We start from the raw sequence: 19,977 nt of genomic DNA, 5'->3' as shown, positions 1-19,977 counted from the left end.
ACTCAAAAAAGACTCAAGTTTAGTTTTCTTGAGGCTTTTATATACGCTTTTAAATAGTATAAATTATGTGTGATTTACCAGAAAAAATCCTATTAATGCTTAACAGGATACTTAATAAACGTTGATACTTTCTCTAACTTATCGTTTATCTCTATATATTCTACTGTTATTGTTTTTGGTGTTTTCTCAACTTCTTTTGTTGTCAACAGTTTAGATATTGTACCTCCTATTGGTAACTGTGTGGTGTAACCTGAAAATGACAAACTAAACCCTGTGTTCCCTGGATGGGTATAAAGCATGGTTTGCAATTGGGTAAAATCGCCTCCTGCACTGTAAAGCACCTTGCTATCCATATCTAGATCTTCGTTATAATAACCTTCTATTCCTGTATAACTTAAACTAAACGCTGTATTGTCTGGTTCTGAATATAGTTTTGTAGATAGCTTTCCTGAATCGCCTGTTCCTGAAATATTAACAAAACCATTACCATCTGCATCTCCTGCCAACATAGCCATAGGACCTGCACCTGTAAACGATACATCTATCTGGGCATGTGTACCATATGTATTCATGCCTACATCTGTAAAATCTATTGTTGTAGCTGTGCTACTTAAGGCTATAGCACTAGCACTCATAATACCTAAATGATTACGGTGTTTTACAACCACATGATAATCATCTTCTGGTAAGTCAAAAAACAATGGTAAAATACCATCTATTCCTACCACATCACCATCACGTTGCAGTAAGGCTGATTGACTATCAATTACCAGAGTGTTATTGGTCTTATCTCTTAATTCTATAAAAACCCAATCTACGATGGCATCAGTGCCCACAACAGTGAACACTGAGACATCTGCTATTAATCCATCTCCATAGGGAGACATCGTAGGTATATAGTTAGCCACTCTTAAATCATCACGCATTAAACTTTCTTCCCCTGTATTTGGATTTAAACTTGCGCCTTGTAAATAAACTTTTGGGGAAACTTGAATAGCGCAACCATCTGCTTGTCCTTGATCATTGAATGACCATCCGTGAGTAGTTATCAATTCTTCTCTAGCACTAGCACCAGCACAGTATTGAGCACTTATAGTTCCCAGAGAACGGTTTATAGGAATATCATCTATACCATCGCCATCTATACCGCTTGAATCTGTACTCCAACCCACTAAAATAGCATCGTAATTCTCAACAGACAAAGCAGTTCCATTAAAAATATTAAAAGCGTCCCTCAAATTGCTAATATCCCAATCCCCAAGATCCTGATTAAAATATGATGCATTTCGAAACATACCGTCCATTTCTAATACATTAGAAACATCCCAATTACTAATATCTTTATTGAAACTAGAATTCATAAACATAAAATTCATACGCGTTACATTGCTTACATCCCAATTAGCAAAAATACCTGTATTTCCTAGAGATGTACACCCCGAGAAAGCACTACCCATATTATTAACTTCAGATAAATTGGGGATATCACTAGCTGTGATCTGTAAATTAACACAGCTTGAAAAAGCCGAATTCATCCTAGTCCATTTGCTATTTCCCCATTGCTGTATATCTACAAATTTGGCACTATCTGTAGGGTCACCATCGTTATCCTGATTAAAATAAAAATCGCCAATTATTTTTATGGTATATATTCCTGGAGTTGTATAGGTATGTGTACCTGTTCTGTTTGCTTCTTCTACATTACCATCTCCCCAATCTATTACTTTCTCTCCATAAACAAATAAATCTATAGAGTTATTATCTGTAATTCCTGAGTTCTCTGTATTGATGGTCATTATAAAAGCATTGTCAAAAGCTTCTGAACAATTTGGATCTAAGCCATCATCGTTAAAATTCCATCCATGAGTGTTGATTAATGCTGTACGTGCATCAAGTCCTGCACAATATTGAGCACTTATAGTTCCCAAATAACGATTAGCTGGAATATCATCTATACCATCGCCATCTATACCGCTTGAATCTGTACTCCAACCGATTAAAATAGTGTCGTAATTTTCAACAGACAAAGCTGCACCCTTAAAAATATTATAGGCGTCTCGTAAATTGCTAATATCCCAATCCCCAAGATCCTGATTAAAGTTTGATGCATTTAGAAACATACCATCCATATAACTAACATTTGAAACATCCCAATTACTTATATCGCCATTAAAACTAGAATTTAGAAACATAAAAGTCGTATTCGTTACATTGCTTAAATCCCAATTAGTAAAGACATCGGTATTCCCTAGAGATGTACACCCCGAAAAAGCAGCACCCATATTATTAATCTCAGACAAGTCAGGGGTGTCTGGTGCAGTAATTTGTAAATTAACACAGTTTGAAAAAGCCGAATTCATCGTAGTCCATTTGTTATTTCCCCATTGCTGTATATCTACAAATTTAGCACTATCCGTAGGGTCACTATTGTTATCCTGATTAAAATAAAAATTGCCAATTATTTTTATGGTATATATTCCTGGGGTTGCATATGTATGAGTTCCTATTCCAGATGGTGCCTGAATGTTACCATCTCCCCAATCAATTAATTTGTCCCCATAAACAAATAATGAAATGGAGTTATTATTTGTAATTCCCGGGTTCTCTGTATTGATAGTCATTATAAAAGCATCATCAAACGAACATTGTTGCCCTCCATCCGTAATGGACCACCCTTTATTATTTAGTAACCACGCTTTAGCAGAAGAAGCAATGCAATACTTACTTGAACCTCCATCAAAAACAAGATTAGATGGGGTATTTGACCCCATAGAACTGGTCATAAATCTCCAACCTATGAGTGTAGCATCATAATTTTCTAGTGACAATCCGACATTTTTAAACATGCCCCTTAGACCTGAATTACTTCCAGTGTCAACAATACTACTAATATACCAATCCCCTAGGTTTTGGTCAAAATTATAAGCCTCATGAAACATTTCAGCCATGTTTGTTACCTGATTTACGTTCCATGCAGATATATCTTGATTGAAAACTTCTGCACCAGCAAACATAAATGACATATCTGTGACAGTTGCTACATTCCAGTTTCCTAAATTTTGATTAAAGTTAATAGCACCATCAAACATACCGCTCATATTGATAACATTAGCCACATTCCAATTACTGATGTTTTGGTTGAAATTAGAAGCTTCTTCAAACATGGACTGCATATACTGTACATTACCGACATCCCAGGACGATATATCGCTGTTGAAATGGGTTGCAAGATGAAACATCCCAGACATGTCAGTTACATTAGAAACATTCCATAATGAAATATCGCCATTAAAAACCGTTGCTTCTAGAAACATATCTGCCATGGTCGTTACATTACCCACATTCCATGAAGTTATATTTCCGTTGAAATTATGTGCATAGCTAAAAGCGTCCGTAAGATTTGTAACATTGCTAAGATCCCAATTGTTAAGGTCTTGATTAAAAGCTTCACAATTACGAAATATCGCTTCCATAGTTGTAACATTAGAAACATTCCAACTATTAATACTGTAATTAAATACATCGCAACCTCTAAACATAGAAGCCATGGATGTAACATTAGAGACGTTCCAATTAGCTATATCTTGATTAAAAACAGTGCAATTACGGAACATAGATTCCATAGATGTAATGTTAGAGACATCCCAGTTACCTATATTACCATTAAAGGCATTACAACCATGAAACATAGATGCTAAAGATGTTGTATGAGATAGGTTTGGTGTATCAATAGTTGCATTAGTTATAGTAAGATTTTGACATCCACGGAAAGCAGATTCCATTGAAGACCACTCTATATTACCCCATTGTTCTACGGTTAATAGCTTATTTTTATCTCCATCATTATTAAAATAGATTCTTGGGAAGTTTCCTGTAATTTTTACGGTATGGGTTCCTGATATTGCATATCTATGACTAATATTACTAATAACTCCATAATTAATGTTACCATCACCCCAGTCCACATCATATCTATAAGCTCCACCTGCAGTAGGAATAGTTATGGTTTCATTAGGATTATCTGTTTGCCATGTTGTTATAAATGGATTAGATGTAGTTACTGTTACTTTAGACTCACAATAAGACATACGACCAAGGTCATCTATAAGAACAACATATATGGTATTATCCCCTATATCTGCAGAGGTATAAGTTATAGCATCGAAAGTATTAAAACCTGCACCTGTATTTATACCCCCACTAAATGTTGCTGGTGCCCCAGACTCGACTACAACTTGAAGGTAATAGGTTGTTCCACTACTTAAAAACACAGCATCATTATTGCTAAAAGACCCAAGATAATTATTGGGTTGATTGTATACGAAACCATCTAAAAATCCTGGTCTGTTTGTAACATCTCCTGTATTTGGTGCAACAGGTTGTTCACTTACAAAAACAAACAATAAATCATCTGCCTCTGAAGTACTAAAGTTAAACTGTGGTGCATAGTTACCATCTTCTGGCACGGTAAACGTGAATGATTCATAATATATTCCTGTTCCTTTATCGAAAACATCATCTGTAGGGCTATTTACTGTTGTTCGTCCATTAAACCCCTCTCCTGTTCCAGAACCAATACCTGGTGCTGTATCTGTTAAATACCAAGAAGCACCTTCACTAACACAAGGACCTTCAAACCCAGTAAAAAGATCATCTATGGTAACTGTTACTTGGTCATTAAAACTTAATGCTACCGTTTTATCTCTACACAAGACTTGAGAATCTTCTAACGTAATATTAACATGAGATATACAAGTGTCTTTATTCCCTGCTGCATCATAAACAGTTAATGTTATTTGATTCGCACCTGCATCGGTACAACCAAAAAAAGAGTTATCTATGAGCATTAAAGCAATACCGACATCATCTGTGGAATTATTATTAATAAGGTCTGGAGTAGTTGAAAAACCTGATGAATCCAGAGTAATATTTAAATCTTGACAAACCGCACTAGGAGGTACATTATCGTATGGAAGGTCATAAGTGCCTACCGGAAAAGGTACTGGAGCTGTTGCATTTGTTAGCGGGTTACCAAATAAAATATCTTGACCAGGTATACGCCAGTTAGACTCTATAAAACCTCCATCTGGCCCTGTGTTATTTATACGGTATGCCCAACCTTTTGTGAAATTCCATGATGCAGTACCTCCATTAACATTAACATCACCATAACTATCTAATAATACAGGAGACTCAACTTCATCAACAAATAATTCGATAGCAAAATAGCCTCTAAAATCATTGATTCTGCCTAAATTAAAATTGGCTGCAAACCCAAAAAACGCTTCAAAAGTATCTAGATCACTGGTTAAATAAATAAAATCTCCTGCAGTAGCAGAACCAGAGAGGTAAAATTCTTGACCATCTGAACCTCCGCCATCACCCACAATACCAATGGAAAAAACACTTAAATCTGGAATATCTTCATAGACGTACAATTCAATCGTATTAGTAAACACAGTATTGGCAGACATAACACCAGTAATTTTTATAGGGCTTGGCCCTAATGATGTCATAACGTTTACTTCCGAACCTAGATCTGCATCCACACCAGCTTCTGGGTTTTGACTAATAATATTGCCTAAAGCAATGGTTTGGCTATAGAATTCAGTATTAGTACCTAGCATCAATCCAACATTCGTTAATGCTACTTCTGCGTTAACTTGGGTATCTCCTGTTAGATCAGGAACACTAATCTGAGGGCATTGTTTTCCTCCATCTGAAATTGTCCAAGAAGCATCGTCTATTAAACTTTGTCTTGCATCTTCTCCTAGACAGTATACACTGCTGCTTCCTGCATGAAATGTAACATTGGTAGGAATTTGTGTTTCTTCATCACTTAAGGTTTGCCAACCTATTAATAAGCTATCATAATTTTCCCAGGATAATGATGTGCTTGATAGCATTGCAGATGCAAAATTCAAACTAGAAATATCCCAATTGCCTAAATCTTGATTAAATGAAGATGCTGCAAAAAACTGATGCGACATATTCTCTACCGCTGAAACATCCCAATTGTCCAATGGTTGATTAAAAGTAATTGCACTACGAAACATTTCTGACATGGTCGTTACGTTAGATACATCCCAATCGTTCAGTGGTTGATTAAATAACAAAGCTGCATAAAAAAGTTCTTTCATGCTTGTTATTGTTGAAACATTCCAAGTATTAAAGGCAGGTGTTCCTACTAAATTTTCACAAGCAAAAAACATCCCGTTTAAAGAACTTACCTGTGATAAATTAGGTGTATCTGTTGCTGTTACATCTAAATTTAAACAACCAAAAAAGGCATATTCCATAGACGACCAAGGGTAGCTTCCCCATTGAGAAATTTCTAAAAGCTTTTGATAATCGCCAGTAGCATTAAAATAAATTCTTGGGAAATCGCCATAGATTTTTATTGTATGTATGTCAGGAGCGGCATAAGTATGGCTTGTATTACCCGTTATATTATTTTGTATTGTACCATCACCCCAATCTACAGTATAATTATATCCAGATCCTGTTGTTGGAATAGTTATAATCTCATAAGGAGTGGTAGTTCTCCATTTTGTAATAAATGCATCCGAACAATTACTTCCATCATCTGTAATGGTCCAATTTAATCCAGATGGATCGGTTAATATATCTCTTGCGCTTTCTCCAATACAATATTGACTGTTTCCTCCATTAAGAACAAGGTTTGAAGGGATTTGAGTTTCACCTGGATCTAAAGTACTCCAACCTATTAATAAGTTGTCATAATTTTGTTGAGACAATTTAGCACCAATAAACATTTCTTCAGCGCTTGTTACATTAGAAATATCCCATGCTCCTATATCCTGATCAAAAGCATATGCATTTTTAAACATGTGGAATGTACTTCTTAAATTAGACACATCCCAATTGCTAATATCCTGATTGAACTCATGTGCATTGACAAACATATAACCAGCTTGTCCTAAGTTACTCACATCCCAACTGGAAATGTCCTGATTGAATTTTAGACACTCACCAAAGGCTACCCACATATCGGTAACATTGGATACATTCCAGTTGCTTAAATCTTGGTTGAATTTATAAGCTTTATAGAATAACCATCTCATATTTTCTATGGTAGACACATCCCAGTTATTAAAAGCAGATGTTCCTACAAGATTGTGACAGTTTCTAAACATACTATCAAAATTCGTTACATTGGAGAGATCGGGTACATCTGTGGCCGTTACATCTAGGTTTGAGCAGCCTACAAATGCATATTTCATTGATACCCAAGGGTTCGTTCCCCATTGTGCTACGCTGCGAATCTTATCTCTATCTTCGGATCCATTAAAGTAAATTCTGGGGAAATCACCAATAATGATGACTTCATAAATGCCTGGTGTAAAATATTCATGACTAGCATTTCCTGTAAACCCTTGTTCTTCTATGCCATCTCCCCAAATTACCGTATAATTATAATTATTGCCTGTAGTAGGAATGGTAATGGTTTCATTAGGTGTTGTGGTTTCCCAAGTGGTAATAAAATAAGTGCTAGGATCAACAATACATGGCCCCGGATCATTAACATGTATAACCAAGCTAATATCTGGAAAATTCTCATTTAACTTATCTAAAAGGGTGGTTTGTGTTGTGCCTTTGTCCACACAACTAAATGTAGTATATATAGGAGGCAACGAATAATTAGCCGCAATTTCTTCTAATGTATAGCATTGATTTGCTTGTGCATTAAATACCAAATCATCCATTGATAAATATCCTAATCCTTCATTGTTCAATAGAACCGTTGCGTCATTTACAGTTACATTAGTAGGAATAGCGTCATCTATAGCCACACTTATGTTTAAGGTTGGGAATGTTGTATTATTTGTGGGTGTTATTTCGTATGTATAACTTCCAAGACTATTACAAGTGTATGTAATGCCGCCTGCTGGCCAATTATAGTCGGAACGAATCTCAGCATCTGTTAAACACCCTGTATAAGTTATACTGCTAATAATATCATTAATCGTTAAAACAGTATCTCCACTAGTAGCGTTTACAGAAAGATTAATAGTTTCGTTATATTCAATAACTGGAATGTCTGTATCAATAATGTTTAAGGTAATTGGAAATTGAGGAGATTCATTTCCGAATTCATCCACTACTGTGGTAGGATAAGACATCGTACTACCTACGTCTGCACAGGTAAAAGAACTACCAATCACCGAAGAGTTTAAACTTAATGTACCATTTGCGCAAGGTGCATCAATAAAATAGGTTAAAACTTCACTAAAATAAGCTTCATCTAACGTTATTGAGCCATTATTTGGAATTTCTATATCATATATAGCTTCAGCTGGCGAGTTTACATTTTCATTTATTATTGGTGCTTCTTGGTCTATAATAGTTAAATCAAAAGTTGCTCCATGGATTTTTCCTGCTGTATCATAAACCCATACAACAAGGGTTTGTGTTCCTAAATCAGTACAATCAAAAGTTCGTGAGCTTAAATACTCTCTAACACCTTCTGAATTATCTAATGGAAATACAATTCTATCTATTGCACAATCATCGTAAGAACCATTATCTGCATCGGCAGCAAGAACAGTAACTTCACCATTAGCATCTAAAGTTGCCGTAAGATCTTTTAAGACTGCTGTTGGGAATTCGTTATCTGCTAGGTTTGAAGTAATTGAGAAATGAGTATCATCATACCATTCTCTCTGGTTGGTATAAGCATTTATATCTCTAAAAACCCAAACTTGATAATCCCCGACAGGTAAGTTTTCGTAAATTCCATTATTAGAATATCTCTGCCAACCCGGATCGTCTGACCTATATAAAACATATCTTATCTCTATATACTCTGGATTACACCCACCATCATTAGCTAAAAACACATCTACTCTTCCTTGTTCACTACAATCTGTAGCTTCGAACACATTTACACCAGATATTTCTGGAGTACAATCTGTTCTATTAACAAAACGATATTTTATTTCTCCATTTCTATTATTTACATTTGAAACTCTAATAGAAGTGTTATAATCATAATAATCGTTTCTAATATACGACCCTCCTCCTCCTGCGGCCCCAGCCTCACCACCATGATCACCGCCAGAATAACCGCCGCCACCGCCGCCACCTGGGTTTCCGTAACTTCCGTAATCATCAAAACCAGCACCTCCGCCACCAAATCCCCAACCACCTACATTATCTGCCCATGCATCATGATCATTTTCTAAAATACCACCTATACCCCCATACCAAATTCCTCGTTGACCACCATGAGTATAATTTAAACCATCATCATCTCTTGCAGAATCAAAAGCGCCTCCGCCTCCGCCTCCATAAGAATAAAAATTGCCAGAAATGGTTTCACCTCCATTCCCATCAGAACCCCCAGAATTTGCATTTTCTGTTAAAGATGCATCCTTACCATATTTCTCAACACAACCAAATAAACTTTCATTTGCATAAGAGCCACCACCACCACCAGCTACTGATAAAATAGAGTTATCTCCTCCTAAAACAACTATTGCGGAACCACCACCGCCTCCACCAGCACCATTTGTTCCACTTCCTGCTCCAGCTTGTCCTACATAAAAACGTAATGTTTTACCTTCTGAAATTTCGCCTATACCATTACCAATATTCCATGTTGCATTAATAATGGCACCGTTCCCTCCAGCAATACGATCGCAAGCAGTACCTCTTGCATTACCTCCATCTGCTCCAATTATTTCAAACTCTATATGTGTATAGTTAGTAGTAGGAATTGTAAAATCTTCATAATTACCTGTATAATTTATAGTATGCCAACTACCATCACCATTAAGCGCATTTTGTGCTAATAATGCATTTGCACCAATAGTTATAAAAAAAATTAAGGTGAATATTCTTTTTAACATAACTTAAAGGGGTTTTGTTATTAAACAAAATTACCTACTAAGCATATATCAAAAAATAAGAGGTGGCACACATATACTACGTGCCAGTACGTATAAAATATAACTGCTTAAACCTATTTACCCTACATCATGAAGCTTAAGTTCTGTTTTTAACTTAGAGAATATTTTTTTAGCAGATAAATCTTTACTCATACTGTAGCTGATGGATTGAACAATACCTGCTTTTTGACCTATCTCGTCTTTAGATCCCAATATTAGAAATTTAGACCTAATACGCTTAAAAACCAATGCCGTCTTTATGTCTGCAGCATTAAGCCCTGGCAATTCTTCTTCAACAATTACTAATTGGTTACGATTTTTTATAATATGCCTTAAAACTTCAAAGCCATCGTAAAAAATATGAATATCTGTAAAGCCGTTTTTAAAAAAGAATATTTTTAATTGCTCTACATATTCTTTATCACTGTGGGCTAATACTATTTGCATCCTTTATTTCTATCATAATTCAAAAAATGCAATGTATATTGAAAAGTTAATGTGTACCATAAGAACTAATACGTAATTATTACGTATTGGTACTTAGTCTATTGGGATAATATAACAGTTCTATTTACCAAAGCCCAATTTGTAAGTACGTTATTCCCTTTTTTAAGCCCTAGTTTTTCAATAATATTACTGCGATGTTTTTCAATAGTTCGAATTGATAAAGATAGGGATTCAGCTATATCTTGATTTGAAATTTCCTGAGCAATAAGTTTTAATATTTTTGTTTCTGAAAGCGTTAATAAATTTAGACGTTTTAGTTCGTCTGTTGCTAAGTTTAAAGGTTTATCATCTATGGATTTACTATAATAAATATTGCCCTTTAAAACCTCTTCAATGCAATGATCTATTTCAAAAAAACCATCTTCTTTTAAAAGGTAACCATCTATTTGAAATGTTTTAGCCTGTACAATGTAATAGGCTTCTTTATGAAATGATAAGATAATGAATTTGGTTTTAGATCCTTTTTCTCTTGCCATTTTAATGACTTCAAACCCTAAGAGAAGTGGCATATCTATATCTAGTAATGCAATATCGGGATGCAACTTTAATATAAGCTCCAATGCTTGTATGCCATTATTAGCCTGTGCAATGACATTGTAGCCATTAGATATTAACTCATCATTCAAGCCTTTTAAAAGCATTGGATGGTCATCTGCAATAACTAAAGTAATGTCTTTTTTATTCATGTTAAATGGGGATATTTAATGTTAATATAGTGCCTTTTCCTTTATTGCTATTAAGGTTAATCTGAGCATTCATTATTTTAGCACGTTCAAGCAGGGTTTTTAAGCCCAAACTCATGTTTCTATATTTCGATTTAAAATCAAAGCCTTTTCCATTATCACTTACAGTAACATTTATATTTTCAGTAGTTTTAGTAATATTCATTTTTACAGCTCTGGCTTCTGCATGCTTTACAATATTACTTAAAGTTTCTTGAATTATTCGATATAAATGTAATTCTGAGGCTTTAGATAGTAAATTATCTATGTTTTCAATCTCATCTGTAAAAAACAAATCGGTATTGGCGTTAATATCATAAAGTAAAGCATTTATAGCTTCGGTTAACCCTAAGCGTTCTAAGTTTGAAGGATGTAAGCCTCTGGAAATTGTACGAACTTCTTCTAATGTAGAATTGGCTAACTGTTCTGCGTTTTTATCTCCTAAATTCTTTGTAGTTTTACTCAAAAGCATTAATTTTTGTCCAACACTATCATGTAAGTCTCTTGCCAATCTTGAGCGTTCTTTTTCTTGTTGATTGATAAGCTCTTGTGAAAATTGTTCTTGCAGTGCTTGTTTTGACATAGCAAATTTTCGAGTCCGCGTTAAATAAATAATTAGAAATAGCGCCAATAAGCCTATTCCACCAAATAATATCCAATATTTTTTTATTCTATTCTGCACATATAAAGTTTCTATTTTCGCTTCTGACAGTTTTTTTTCTTGTACAAATAATAAACTATCTTTTAATTTTTCTTTTTTATATTGATACTTGATATCTAATTCTGCAAATTCTCGGATACTCTTTACATTTAAATCTTTTATTTGCTGTCGTTTATATAACCTATAATATGAGAAGGCAGTTTCATGCTGTTTTAAATCACTATGAGCGTTACTTAAAGCCAAATATCTATTGGCTAACCTACCTGTTATTTCCATTTCCTGTAATAAATCCAAAGATTTTTTATAATAATGAATTGCAGTTTTTGGATTATTTAATTTTCTATACGCATACCCAGAATTTTTATAACTTCTTTCCATGCCTATTTTATCATTTATTAAACTGGAAATCTCCAAATTCTTTAATGAATAGCTTAAAGATTTTTTGTAGTTCTTTTTAGCTCTTTCATAGCGTGCCAAAAAAGCTAAGGCATTTGCTTTACCTTTCAGATAATGAATTGAATCTGCATATGATAGTGCTTGTTCTGCATATAGTTTGGATAACTCATTATCTTCATAAATAATATAGAAACTACTATAATTATTAAGTAGATTTATTTTTTCTTTATCATTTGGATATATAGCTAATAAAGCGAAAGCTTTGTCATAATATTTTTTAGCTTTCAAACTATCTCGTTTACTTTGAAACAACCTTCCAAATTGGTTATAGGTAGTTGTTAATGAACTTGAATCTTTTAAAATTTCTCCTATTCGTAAGCTTTCTTGTATGGCTTTTAAACCTGATACATACTCTTTATCTAGCCTATATTGTTCACATAAATACTGTAAAATAGAAGCCTTTTTTAGTAAGAAGTACGAATTAGCGGGCTTTTTATTTAAAATAGTATTAACAATATCTAATGCTTTTATAAAATTTGATTGTGATGTGTTAGGTTTAATAGATACATATTTGATTCCATTCTCATATAAGTTTTCAAGTTGAAGGCTGTCATTTTGAGCAAAAGTTGTACTCAAAAATAGTAAGCCAATGGAATATGATATGAAATTTTTCATTATCGTTTTTTATAAGTTTAATGTGTTATAGTTAGTGTTACTTTGGTTCCTTGATTTACAACACTATCTAAATTCATTTTAGCACCTAAAATTTTGGCGCGTTCAAAAAGTGTTTTTAAGCCTAAACTCATATTTTTATATTTCGATTCAAGATCAAAACCCTTTCCATTGTCGCTAATCATTACTTGAATGTCATTGGCTGTTTTTTGAATTTTCATTTTTACAGCTTTTGCTTCTGAATGCTTAATAATATTATTTAGAGTTTCTTGAATTATTCGATATAAGTGTAATTCTGACTCTTTAGATAATGCATTGTCGATATTATCAATCTCATCTGTAAAAAACAAATCGGTATTGGCATTAATATCATAAATCAATGCATTAATAGCTTCAGTTAATCCAAGGCGCTCAAGGTTTGAAGGATGTAAGCCTCTTGAGATACTACGGACTTCCTCTAAGGTATTGGTTGCTAACTTCTCTGCATTTTCATCTCCCAGTTTTTGAGTTGTTTTTGAAAGCAACATTAATTTTTGACCTACACTATCATGTAAATCTCTAGCTAAACGAGAACGTTCTTTCTCTTGTTCATTAAGTAAATCTTGAGAGAATTTTTCTTGTAATTCTTGCTTTGAAGCTATAAATCTTCTTGATCGTATTAAATAAATGATTAAAAAACCTAACAATAAACCAGCACCTCCAAATAACATCCATTGTCTGTTTATTTTATTTTCAGCATCTAATAAAGCTATTTGCGAAGCTTGATCTGCTATTTTAAAATCGCGTTTTTCGGTTTCATACAAGGTTTGGTAGTAAGATAGTGCTCTGGATTTTTGAATACTGTTAATAGAGTCTTTAAATCGATTATATTTTGAAGTATATGTAAAAGCCTTTTCAAAATCATTAAGTCCGCTGTAGATTTCAGTTAATTTATCATAAGACTCATAAATCCCTTCGGTATTGTTAGTACTCAAATGAATGTCTAAAGCCATTTGCGCATTAGTTAATGCGTTTTTATAATTTCCAACAGCAATAAAATAATCTGCTAAAGACGACCTGTATGCGTATTCAAAGGGAACAGGTTTGTTGTTTGAAAATTTATTCTGAATTTTATTAAAAAATTGTTGAGCTTTAACTAAGCTATCATTCTCTGAATAAGCACTCAAAAGAGCGTAAGATATTATTGATGATAGTTTTGTACGCGGTGTTGTAGACTCATCTGGCGTATTGTAATAATAACTTTCATTTAAATACTTAAGCCTCAATACTTGATCACCATTTTTATTAGCGTCAATTGCAGCATTAAATAAATTAGGAATTAAAGCTCTGTAATCTCTTTGTGATTTGCTAATCTGAATAACTTCGGTACGCTCTTTCTTAGCTTCTTCATAAAATCCCATTTTACTATATACTACTGCTAATGTATTTCTTGCCCCTATCAAACGGGTAGTATCTTTTAAAATTGTAAATATTTTAGCTGTTTCTGAAAGTAATTGTGACCCAGTAGCATAATCTCCCATATCTACAAACGCAGATGCTTTATATGTTCTTGCTTCAGCATATAATATGCTGTCATTATCTTTTAAAGCATATGCTTCAGCTTCATCATATATTGGAATAGATTCTTTTATAGTTCCTGAAAAAAAATAAGCATCTCCTGCATTCGTATATAATCTTGCAAGTATATCGTTATCACTTATATTTAACTTTTTCTTTTTAAAATCATTAAAAACGTTTATTCCTTCTTTTGGTTTATTAACTCTATTTGCATAATAAAAGATTAAAGATGATGTTCGAGCAACAGCAATTTCAAGAGAGTCCATTTTATAAGCATACTCTATAGTAGCTCTAATAATTGAGTCTGCTTTTAATTTAGGATTATTAGTATAATTAATTAAGCGAGATAAGCTATCCATAAGTTTTAGCTTTGATCCACCTTCTAACTCAGAAATTTTAATTTTTAGTTCTTTAACTTGATTGGTAAGTGCTTCTTGCGAATACGTTAAAGTAGGTATTAGCAAATACATACTTGTAATAAACAATATACTTAAATGCGCTATTTTATTCATTTTTCAAAGGTATACTTAATGTTATTACCGTGCCTTTTCCTAGATAACTTTCTATATTCAAATTGGTATTGATAATTTTTGCACGCTCTTCAATGGTTTTCATCCCTAAACTCATCTTATAGCTGTGATTTTTATCAAAACTAAAACCTTTTCCGTTATCTCTAATAAACATCTCGATAGTTTCGGATACTTTTTTAATATTAATTTTTACAGCTTTAGCTTCTGAATGCTTTACAATATTGTTTAAAGTTTCTTGAATAATTCTGTAAAAGTGCAATTCTGAAGTTCTAGATAACAATCCATCAATATTATCTACATCCTCAGAAAAAAATAAATCTGTATTAGAATTTATTTCATATATCATAGCATTTATGGCCATAGTCAATCCTAAGCGTTCTAAATTAGAAGGGTGCAGTCCTCTGGAAATTTGACGTATCTCTTCTAAAGTTGTATCAACCAAATGCTTTGCATTAGTATGTACTGTATTTTTAATCGTTTTTGATAATAACATTAATTTTTGACCTACACTATCATGCAATTCCCTTGCTAAATGAACACGCTCTTTTTCTTGTTCATGTAACAAATCTTGAGAAAAATTTTCTTGTAGTTCTTTCTTATAAGCTATAAATTTTCTTGAACGTAATAAATAGATGATTAAAAATAATAATAATAAACCAGTACCTCCAAATAACATCCATTGTTTGTTTATCTTATTTTCAGCATCTAATAAAGATATTTGTGAAGCTTGTTCTGCTATTTTAAAATCGCGCTTCTCCGTTTCATATAGTGTTTGATAATAAGACAGTGCTCTTGCTTTTTTTAGGCTATTAACAGAATCTCTATAATGATTATACTTAGTTGTGTAAGTATAAGCATTTTTATAATCATTGCGCTCTTTATATATTTTTGCTAACCTATTGTAGGACTCAAAAACTTCTTCAGCCAAATTAGCACCCAAGAACATATTTAAAGCTTTTTGGGCTTCTGGCAAAGCCTTTCTATAATCATGCGTTGCAATATAATAATCTGCTAAAGCAGATCTATAAGTGCTTTCATAAGGTATTGGAATTCTAGTTCCGTATGTTCTCTGAATATTTTCATAGTATGTTTTAGCTTTAATCAAACTATCATTATCGGCATAAGCTCTTAAGAGATTATAACTGATTATAGGCTTAAGAGAGAAGCCTTCGTTAGATTTAAAACCATATGCATAAGCTTCTTTGAGATAAGCTATACGTGATTTCTGATCTCCAATTTTATCGGCATCTATTGAAGCATTATGTAAATTAGACTGTAGACTATTATAATCTTTTGCTAAAACTGATAAAGCAATAACTTCATCACGTTCTTTTTTAGCGTTTTCAAAAAAACCCATTTTACTATAAAGTGTCGCTAAGGTATTTCGTGCAATTAGTAAACCCGAAGTGTCTTTTTTAACTGTTAAAATTTTTACTACTTCAGAAAGTAATTGTGATCCAATTGCATAATTACCCATGTCTACAATAGCTCCAGCTTTATAAGTTCTTGCTCGAGCATATAGCGCACTATCTTTTGCTTTTAAAGCCCATATTTCTGACTTATTATACAGCGATATAGATTCTTTGAGCTCCCCCGAAAAAAAATAACTATCGCCTCCATTCATATACAATTTAGCTAGCAATATATTGTCTTTTATTTTCAAGTTTAATTCTTCAAACTCTTTAAATAGCAGCATACCTTTTTCTGGTGTTTCAGAACTATTTGCGTAGTAAAAAACAAGGTCAGACATATATTGTCCAGCTAGATTAATAGAGTCTAGCTCCATAGCATAAGTTATTGCTTTCCTCGCTATTGAATCATATTGATATTCTGGCTTATCCAAAACGAGCGTATGTAAACTATCTAATAACTCAAGTTTTTCATAGTTCTTAGCTTTGGCAATATCTTTTTTTAACGTTTGGACCTTTAACTCTACTGAAGATTCTTGAGCATCTGTGGAAACATATTGAAGCATAAACAAAGACACAAATACCACTTTTGTTTTTAAATCAAATATTCGTAATCCCATATGAGTATACCTTAAAATTATGCTAAACAAACATACAGGAACGAGTCATAGCATTAAATAAGAGGCAGTACTTAACTTATACGAGGCAGTACTAATAAAGTATGAAAAGGTACTACAGAAAATCTTTTTATAAGACAATAGTCTCTCAAAAAGATAACATTAAGCGATTTGTTTTGAAATCAACTGAAAACAAAAAACCAGCAGTTCTTACAAACTGCGGGATAATGAATTTAATTGAAAGTATTTCTGTGACCACGGCAGGATTGTATATCCTAACAAAGCTCCGCTTTGAAAAACAAAAAAAATCCTAGATTATAAATTCAAGCATGCTTGATTTAATACTAGGATTCTTTGTTTTATTCGTGACCACGGCAGGATTCAAACCTGCAACCTCTTGAGCCGTAATCAAGTGCGCTATTCAGTTGCGCCACGTGGCCTTTTTAAGTGGCTGCAAATATAGTATTTTTATTAAAACTCTACCAAATATTTATTTCAAATTTCAAATTCATTACTTTTGAATATGCCAAAGGAATTATTGCAACAAAAATTTAGTCACCTTTTAGATGATACTCTTATTGAAGAAATCTATGCTTCGGGTATTTTTAAAACATTTGAAAAGCACGATATTATTATAGATATAAATCAAACATTAAATTATATTCCGCTATTATTAAGCGGTAGTATTAAGATTTTAAGAGAAGATAATGATGGTAACGATTTACTCATTTACTTTTTAGAGTCTGGTGAAACCTGTACTATGTCGCTTACTTGCTGTATGGGAACATCAAAAAGTAAGGTTAGAGCTGTTGCCGAAAAAGATTCAAGTTTAGTAATGATTCCTGTTTCAGTAATGCAAAAATGGTTTCATAATAACGAAAGCTGGAGAAATTTCATTTTAGAAAGCTATCAAACACGATTCAACGAAATGCTTGAAACCATTGATAATCTTGCCTTCATGAAAATGGATGAGCGTTTGTACAAGTACTTAATAAATAAAGTAAAGCTAAACGAATCCAAAATTATAATAGTAAAACATCAAGATATCGCTGAAGATTTGCACACTTCTCGTGTTGTTATTTCTCGACTACTTAAACAATTAGAAAACGAGACAAAAATTAAGTTAAGCAGAAATAAAATTGAAGTTTTATAAAACTTTAGGTAACATTTATTACAAACTTAAGTAAAACATAAATTTATCTTTGTGCTTTTAAATCACATTTATGGAATACGTTTTAAACCCTTGGCCTTGGTACATAACGGGCCCACTAATAGCCTTAGTTATGGCATTATTACTCTATTTTGGTAAAACATTTGGCATGTCATCAAATCTAAGAACTATGTGCGCCATAGGCGGTGGTGGTAAATTTTCAGATTTTTTTAAGTTTAATTGGAAAGAACAAGTTTGGAATTTAATTGTAGTACTAGGCGCTATAATTGGTGGTTTTATTGCTACTCAGTATTTGTCAAACGATGCCATTACTAATTTAAATCCAGAAACCATTTCTGAATTACAGCAAATGGGATTTAAAGATACTGGTGCAACATTAGTACCTAACGAGATATTTGATTTAGAAACCCTAAACTCAAAAAGCTTAATCTTATTAATTATTGGAGGTTTACTTGTTGGGTTTGGAACAAGATATGCTGGTGGTTGTACTTCTGGTCATGCCATTACTGGATTAAGTAGTTTACAAAAACCATCTTTAATTGCTGTTATAGGCTTTTTTATAGGCGGATTAATTATGACTAACCTTCTTTTACCTTTAATTTTTAACTAATGAAATATTTAAAATTTTTACTCGTTGGCATCTTTTTTGGAATTATCTTAGTTAAATCTGAGGCCGTTTCTTGGTATCGCATATACGAAATGTTTCGTTTCCAGTCCTTCCACATGTATGGTATTATTGGTACAGCAATAGCTACTGGCGTTCTGTTTTTACAAATTTCAAAAAAAGGTTATATAAAAAGTATTAAAGGCGCAGATATTTTTGTTCCAAAAAAAGATCGTGGACTTATTAGATATATTGTTGGTGGAATCATTTTTGGGTGTGGTTGGGCACTCATTGGTGCTTGCCCTGGGCCTATGTACATTTTATTAGGTACTGGCGTGTTAAGCATGCTTATTGTAATTGCTGCTGCCTTATTAGGTACATTCATTTATGGTGTTTTAAAAGACAAACTACCACACTAAATGGATACCACACAACTCTTAGGATACATTGGCGCTTTAATAGTTGGTCTAGTTTTAGGGCTTATTGGTGGTGGTGGTTCAATTCTTACTGTTCCATTATTGGTTTACTTACTAGGGTACAATCCAATTATTGCTACGGCATATTCGCTATTTGTGGTTGGTACCACATCTATGGTGGGAACATATCAAAAATACAGAAAAGGTCTAGTAGATTTTAAAACCGGGTTAGCTTTTTCTTTCCCTTCATTTATAGCAGTTTACTTATCACGCAGATATTTAGTCCCAGGAATTCCTGATACTCTTTTAAGCTTTGAAAGCTTCACTTTAACAAAAGAAATGGGTATTATGGTATTTTTTGCCATAATTATGCTTTTAGCTTCTGTTTCTATGATTAAAAACAAAAAAGAAACAAACGAAGTTTCAGAAAAACAAGCTTACTACAAAACATTTATTCAAGGGTTAATAATAGGAACAATTACAGGAATAATAGGTGCTGGAGGAGGATTTTTATATGTACCTGCACTCGTACTTTGGGCAAATATCCCTATGAAAAAGGCAGTAGGAACTTCATTAATTATTGTTACTATTAATTCATTAATTGGTTTTACTGGCGATATTCAAACCATCGAAATAGAATGGGGCTTTCTACTAATTTTTACTTTAATTTCCATTTTGGGAATTATATTAGGTGTATTTCTTTCAAAATTCATAAGTGGTAAAAAGCTAAAAAAAAGCTTTGGTTTTTTCACATTAATTATGGCCATATATATAATTTATAAGGAAACAAATTAGTATAATGTG

At 33.0% G+C, this 19,977-nt stretch carries 10 protein-coding genes and 1 tRNA gene; 4 read left to right on the top strand and 7 right to left on the bottom strand.

Translation table 11 applies throughout. The features are described from left to right. Window positions 1-92 precede the first annotated feature (92 nt). The 7 genes from M3P09_RS05925 to M3P09_RS05895 form a co-directional block, all read right to left on the bottom strand. The gene (locus tag M3P09_RS05925) at window positions 93-9,872 is read right to left on the bottom strand and encodes a BspA family leucine-rich repeat surface protein (protein ID WP_249972397.1); all 9,780 of its coding nucleotides are present in this window, start codon (window positions 9,870-9,872) and stop codon (window positions 93-95) included. Between the two features lie 117 nt (window positions 9,873-9,989). Beyond that, window positions 9,990-10,358, bottom strand: a complete 369-nt coding sequence (locus M3P09_RS05920) for a response regulator (protein ID WP_249972396.1) — start codon at window positions 10,356-10,358, stop codon at window positions 9,990-9,992. Between the two features lie 98 nt (window positions 10,359-10,456). Beyond that, window positions 10,457-11,104 (bottom strand): response regulator, encoded by a 648-nt coding sequence (locus M3P09_RS05915; RefSeq protein ID WP_249972395.1) that lies wholly within the window; start codon window positions 11,102-11,104, stop codon window positions 10,457-10,459. A gap of 1 nt (window position 11,105) precedes the next feature. After that, window positions 11,106-12,872 carry a tetratricopeptide repeat-containing sensor histidine kinase gene (locus M3P09_RS05910; protein ID WP_249972394.1) on the bottom strand — a complete coding sequence of 589 codons (1,767 nt, stop codon included), beginning with the start codon at window positions 12,870-12,872 and terminating at the stop codon, window positions 11,106-11,108. A gap of 17 nt (window positions 12,873-12,889) precedes the next feature. Next, a complete protein-coding gene (locus M3P09_RS05905; RefSeq protein WP_249972393.1) occupies window positions 12,890-14,938 on the bottom strand; it encodes an ATP-binding protein in 2,049 nt (682 codons plus the stop codon). Then, entirely contained in the window at window positions 14,931-16,985 is a 2,055-nt protein-coding gene (locus tag M3P09_RS05900; protein WP_249972392.1) for a tetratricopeptide repeat-containing sensor histidine kinase, read from the bottom strand. Before M3P09_RS05900 ends, M3P09_RS05905 begins: the two co-directional genes overlap by 8 nt. A gap of 363 nt (window positions 16,986-17,348) precedes the next feature. Continuing rightward, window positions 17,349-17,422: transfer RNA gene (locus M3P09_RS05895), tRNA-Arg, on the bottom strand. Between the two features lie 83 nt (window positions 17,423-17,505). On the opposite strand from M3P09_RS05895, the gene M3P09_RS05890 reads away from it, so the two are divergent. The 4 genes from M3P09_RS05890 to M3P09_RS05875 all read left to right on the top strand — a co-directional run bounded on the left by M3P09_RS05890 (window position 17,506) and on the right by M3P09_RS05875 (window position 19,968). Then, window positions 17,506-18,135, top strand: a complete 630-nt coding sequence (locus M3P09_RS05890) for a Crp/Fnr family transcriptional regulator (RefSeq protein WP_249972391.1) — start codon at window positions 17,506-17,508, stop codon at window positions 18,133-18,135. A 70-nt stretch (window positions 18,136-18,205) separates the two neighbouring features. Continuing rightward, window positions 18,206-18,763, top strand: coding sequence for a YeeE/YedE family protein (locus M3P09_RS05885; protein ID WP_249972390.1), 558 nt, complete (start codon window positions 18,206-18,208; stop codon window positions 18,761-18,763). Next, window positions 18,763-19,176, top strand: coding sequence for a DUF6691 family protein (locus tag M3P09_RS05880; protein WP_249972389.1), 414 nt, complete (start codon window positions 18,763-18,765; stop codon window positions 19,174-19,176). Before M3P09_RS05885 ends, M3P09_RS05880 begins: the two co-directional genes overlap by 1 nt. Then, on the top strand, window positions 19,177-19,968 hold the full coding sequence (locus M3P09_RS05875) for a sulfite exporter TauE/SafE family protein (RefSeq protein WP_099564142.1): 792 nt from the start codon (window positions 19,177-19,179) through the stop codon (window positions 19,966-19,968). Window positions 19,969-19,977: the final 9 nt, after the last annotated feature.

This window comes from Jejuia spongiicola (assembly GCF_023502325.1).
GTDB classification, from domain to species: domain Bacteria; phylum Bacteroidota; class Bacteroidia; order Flavobacteriales; family Flavobacteriaceae; genus Wocania_A; species Wocania_A spongiicola.
Note: the sequence above shows the minus strand (reverse complement) of the source record. Positions and strands in the feature narration are given on the sequence as shown.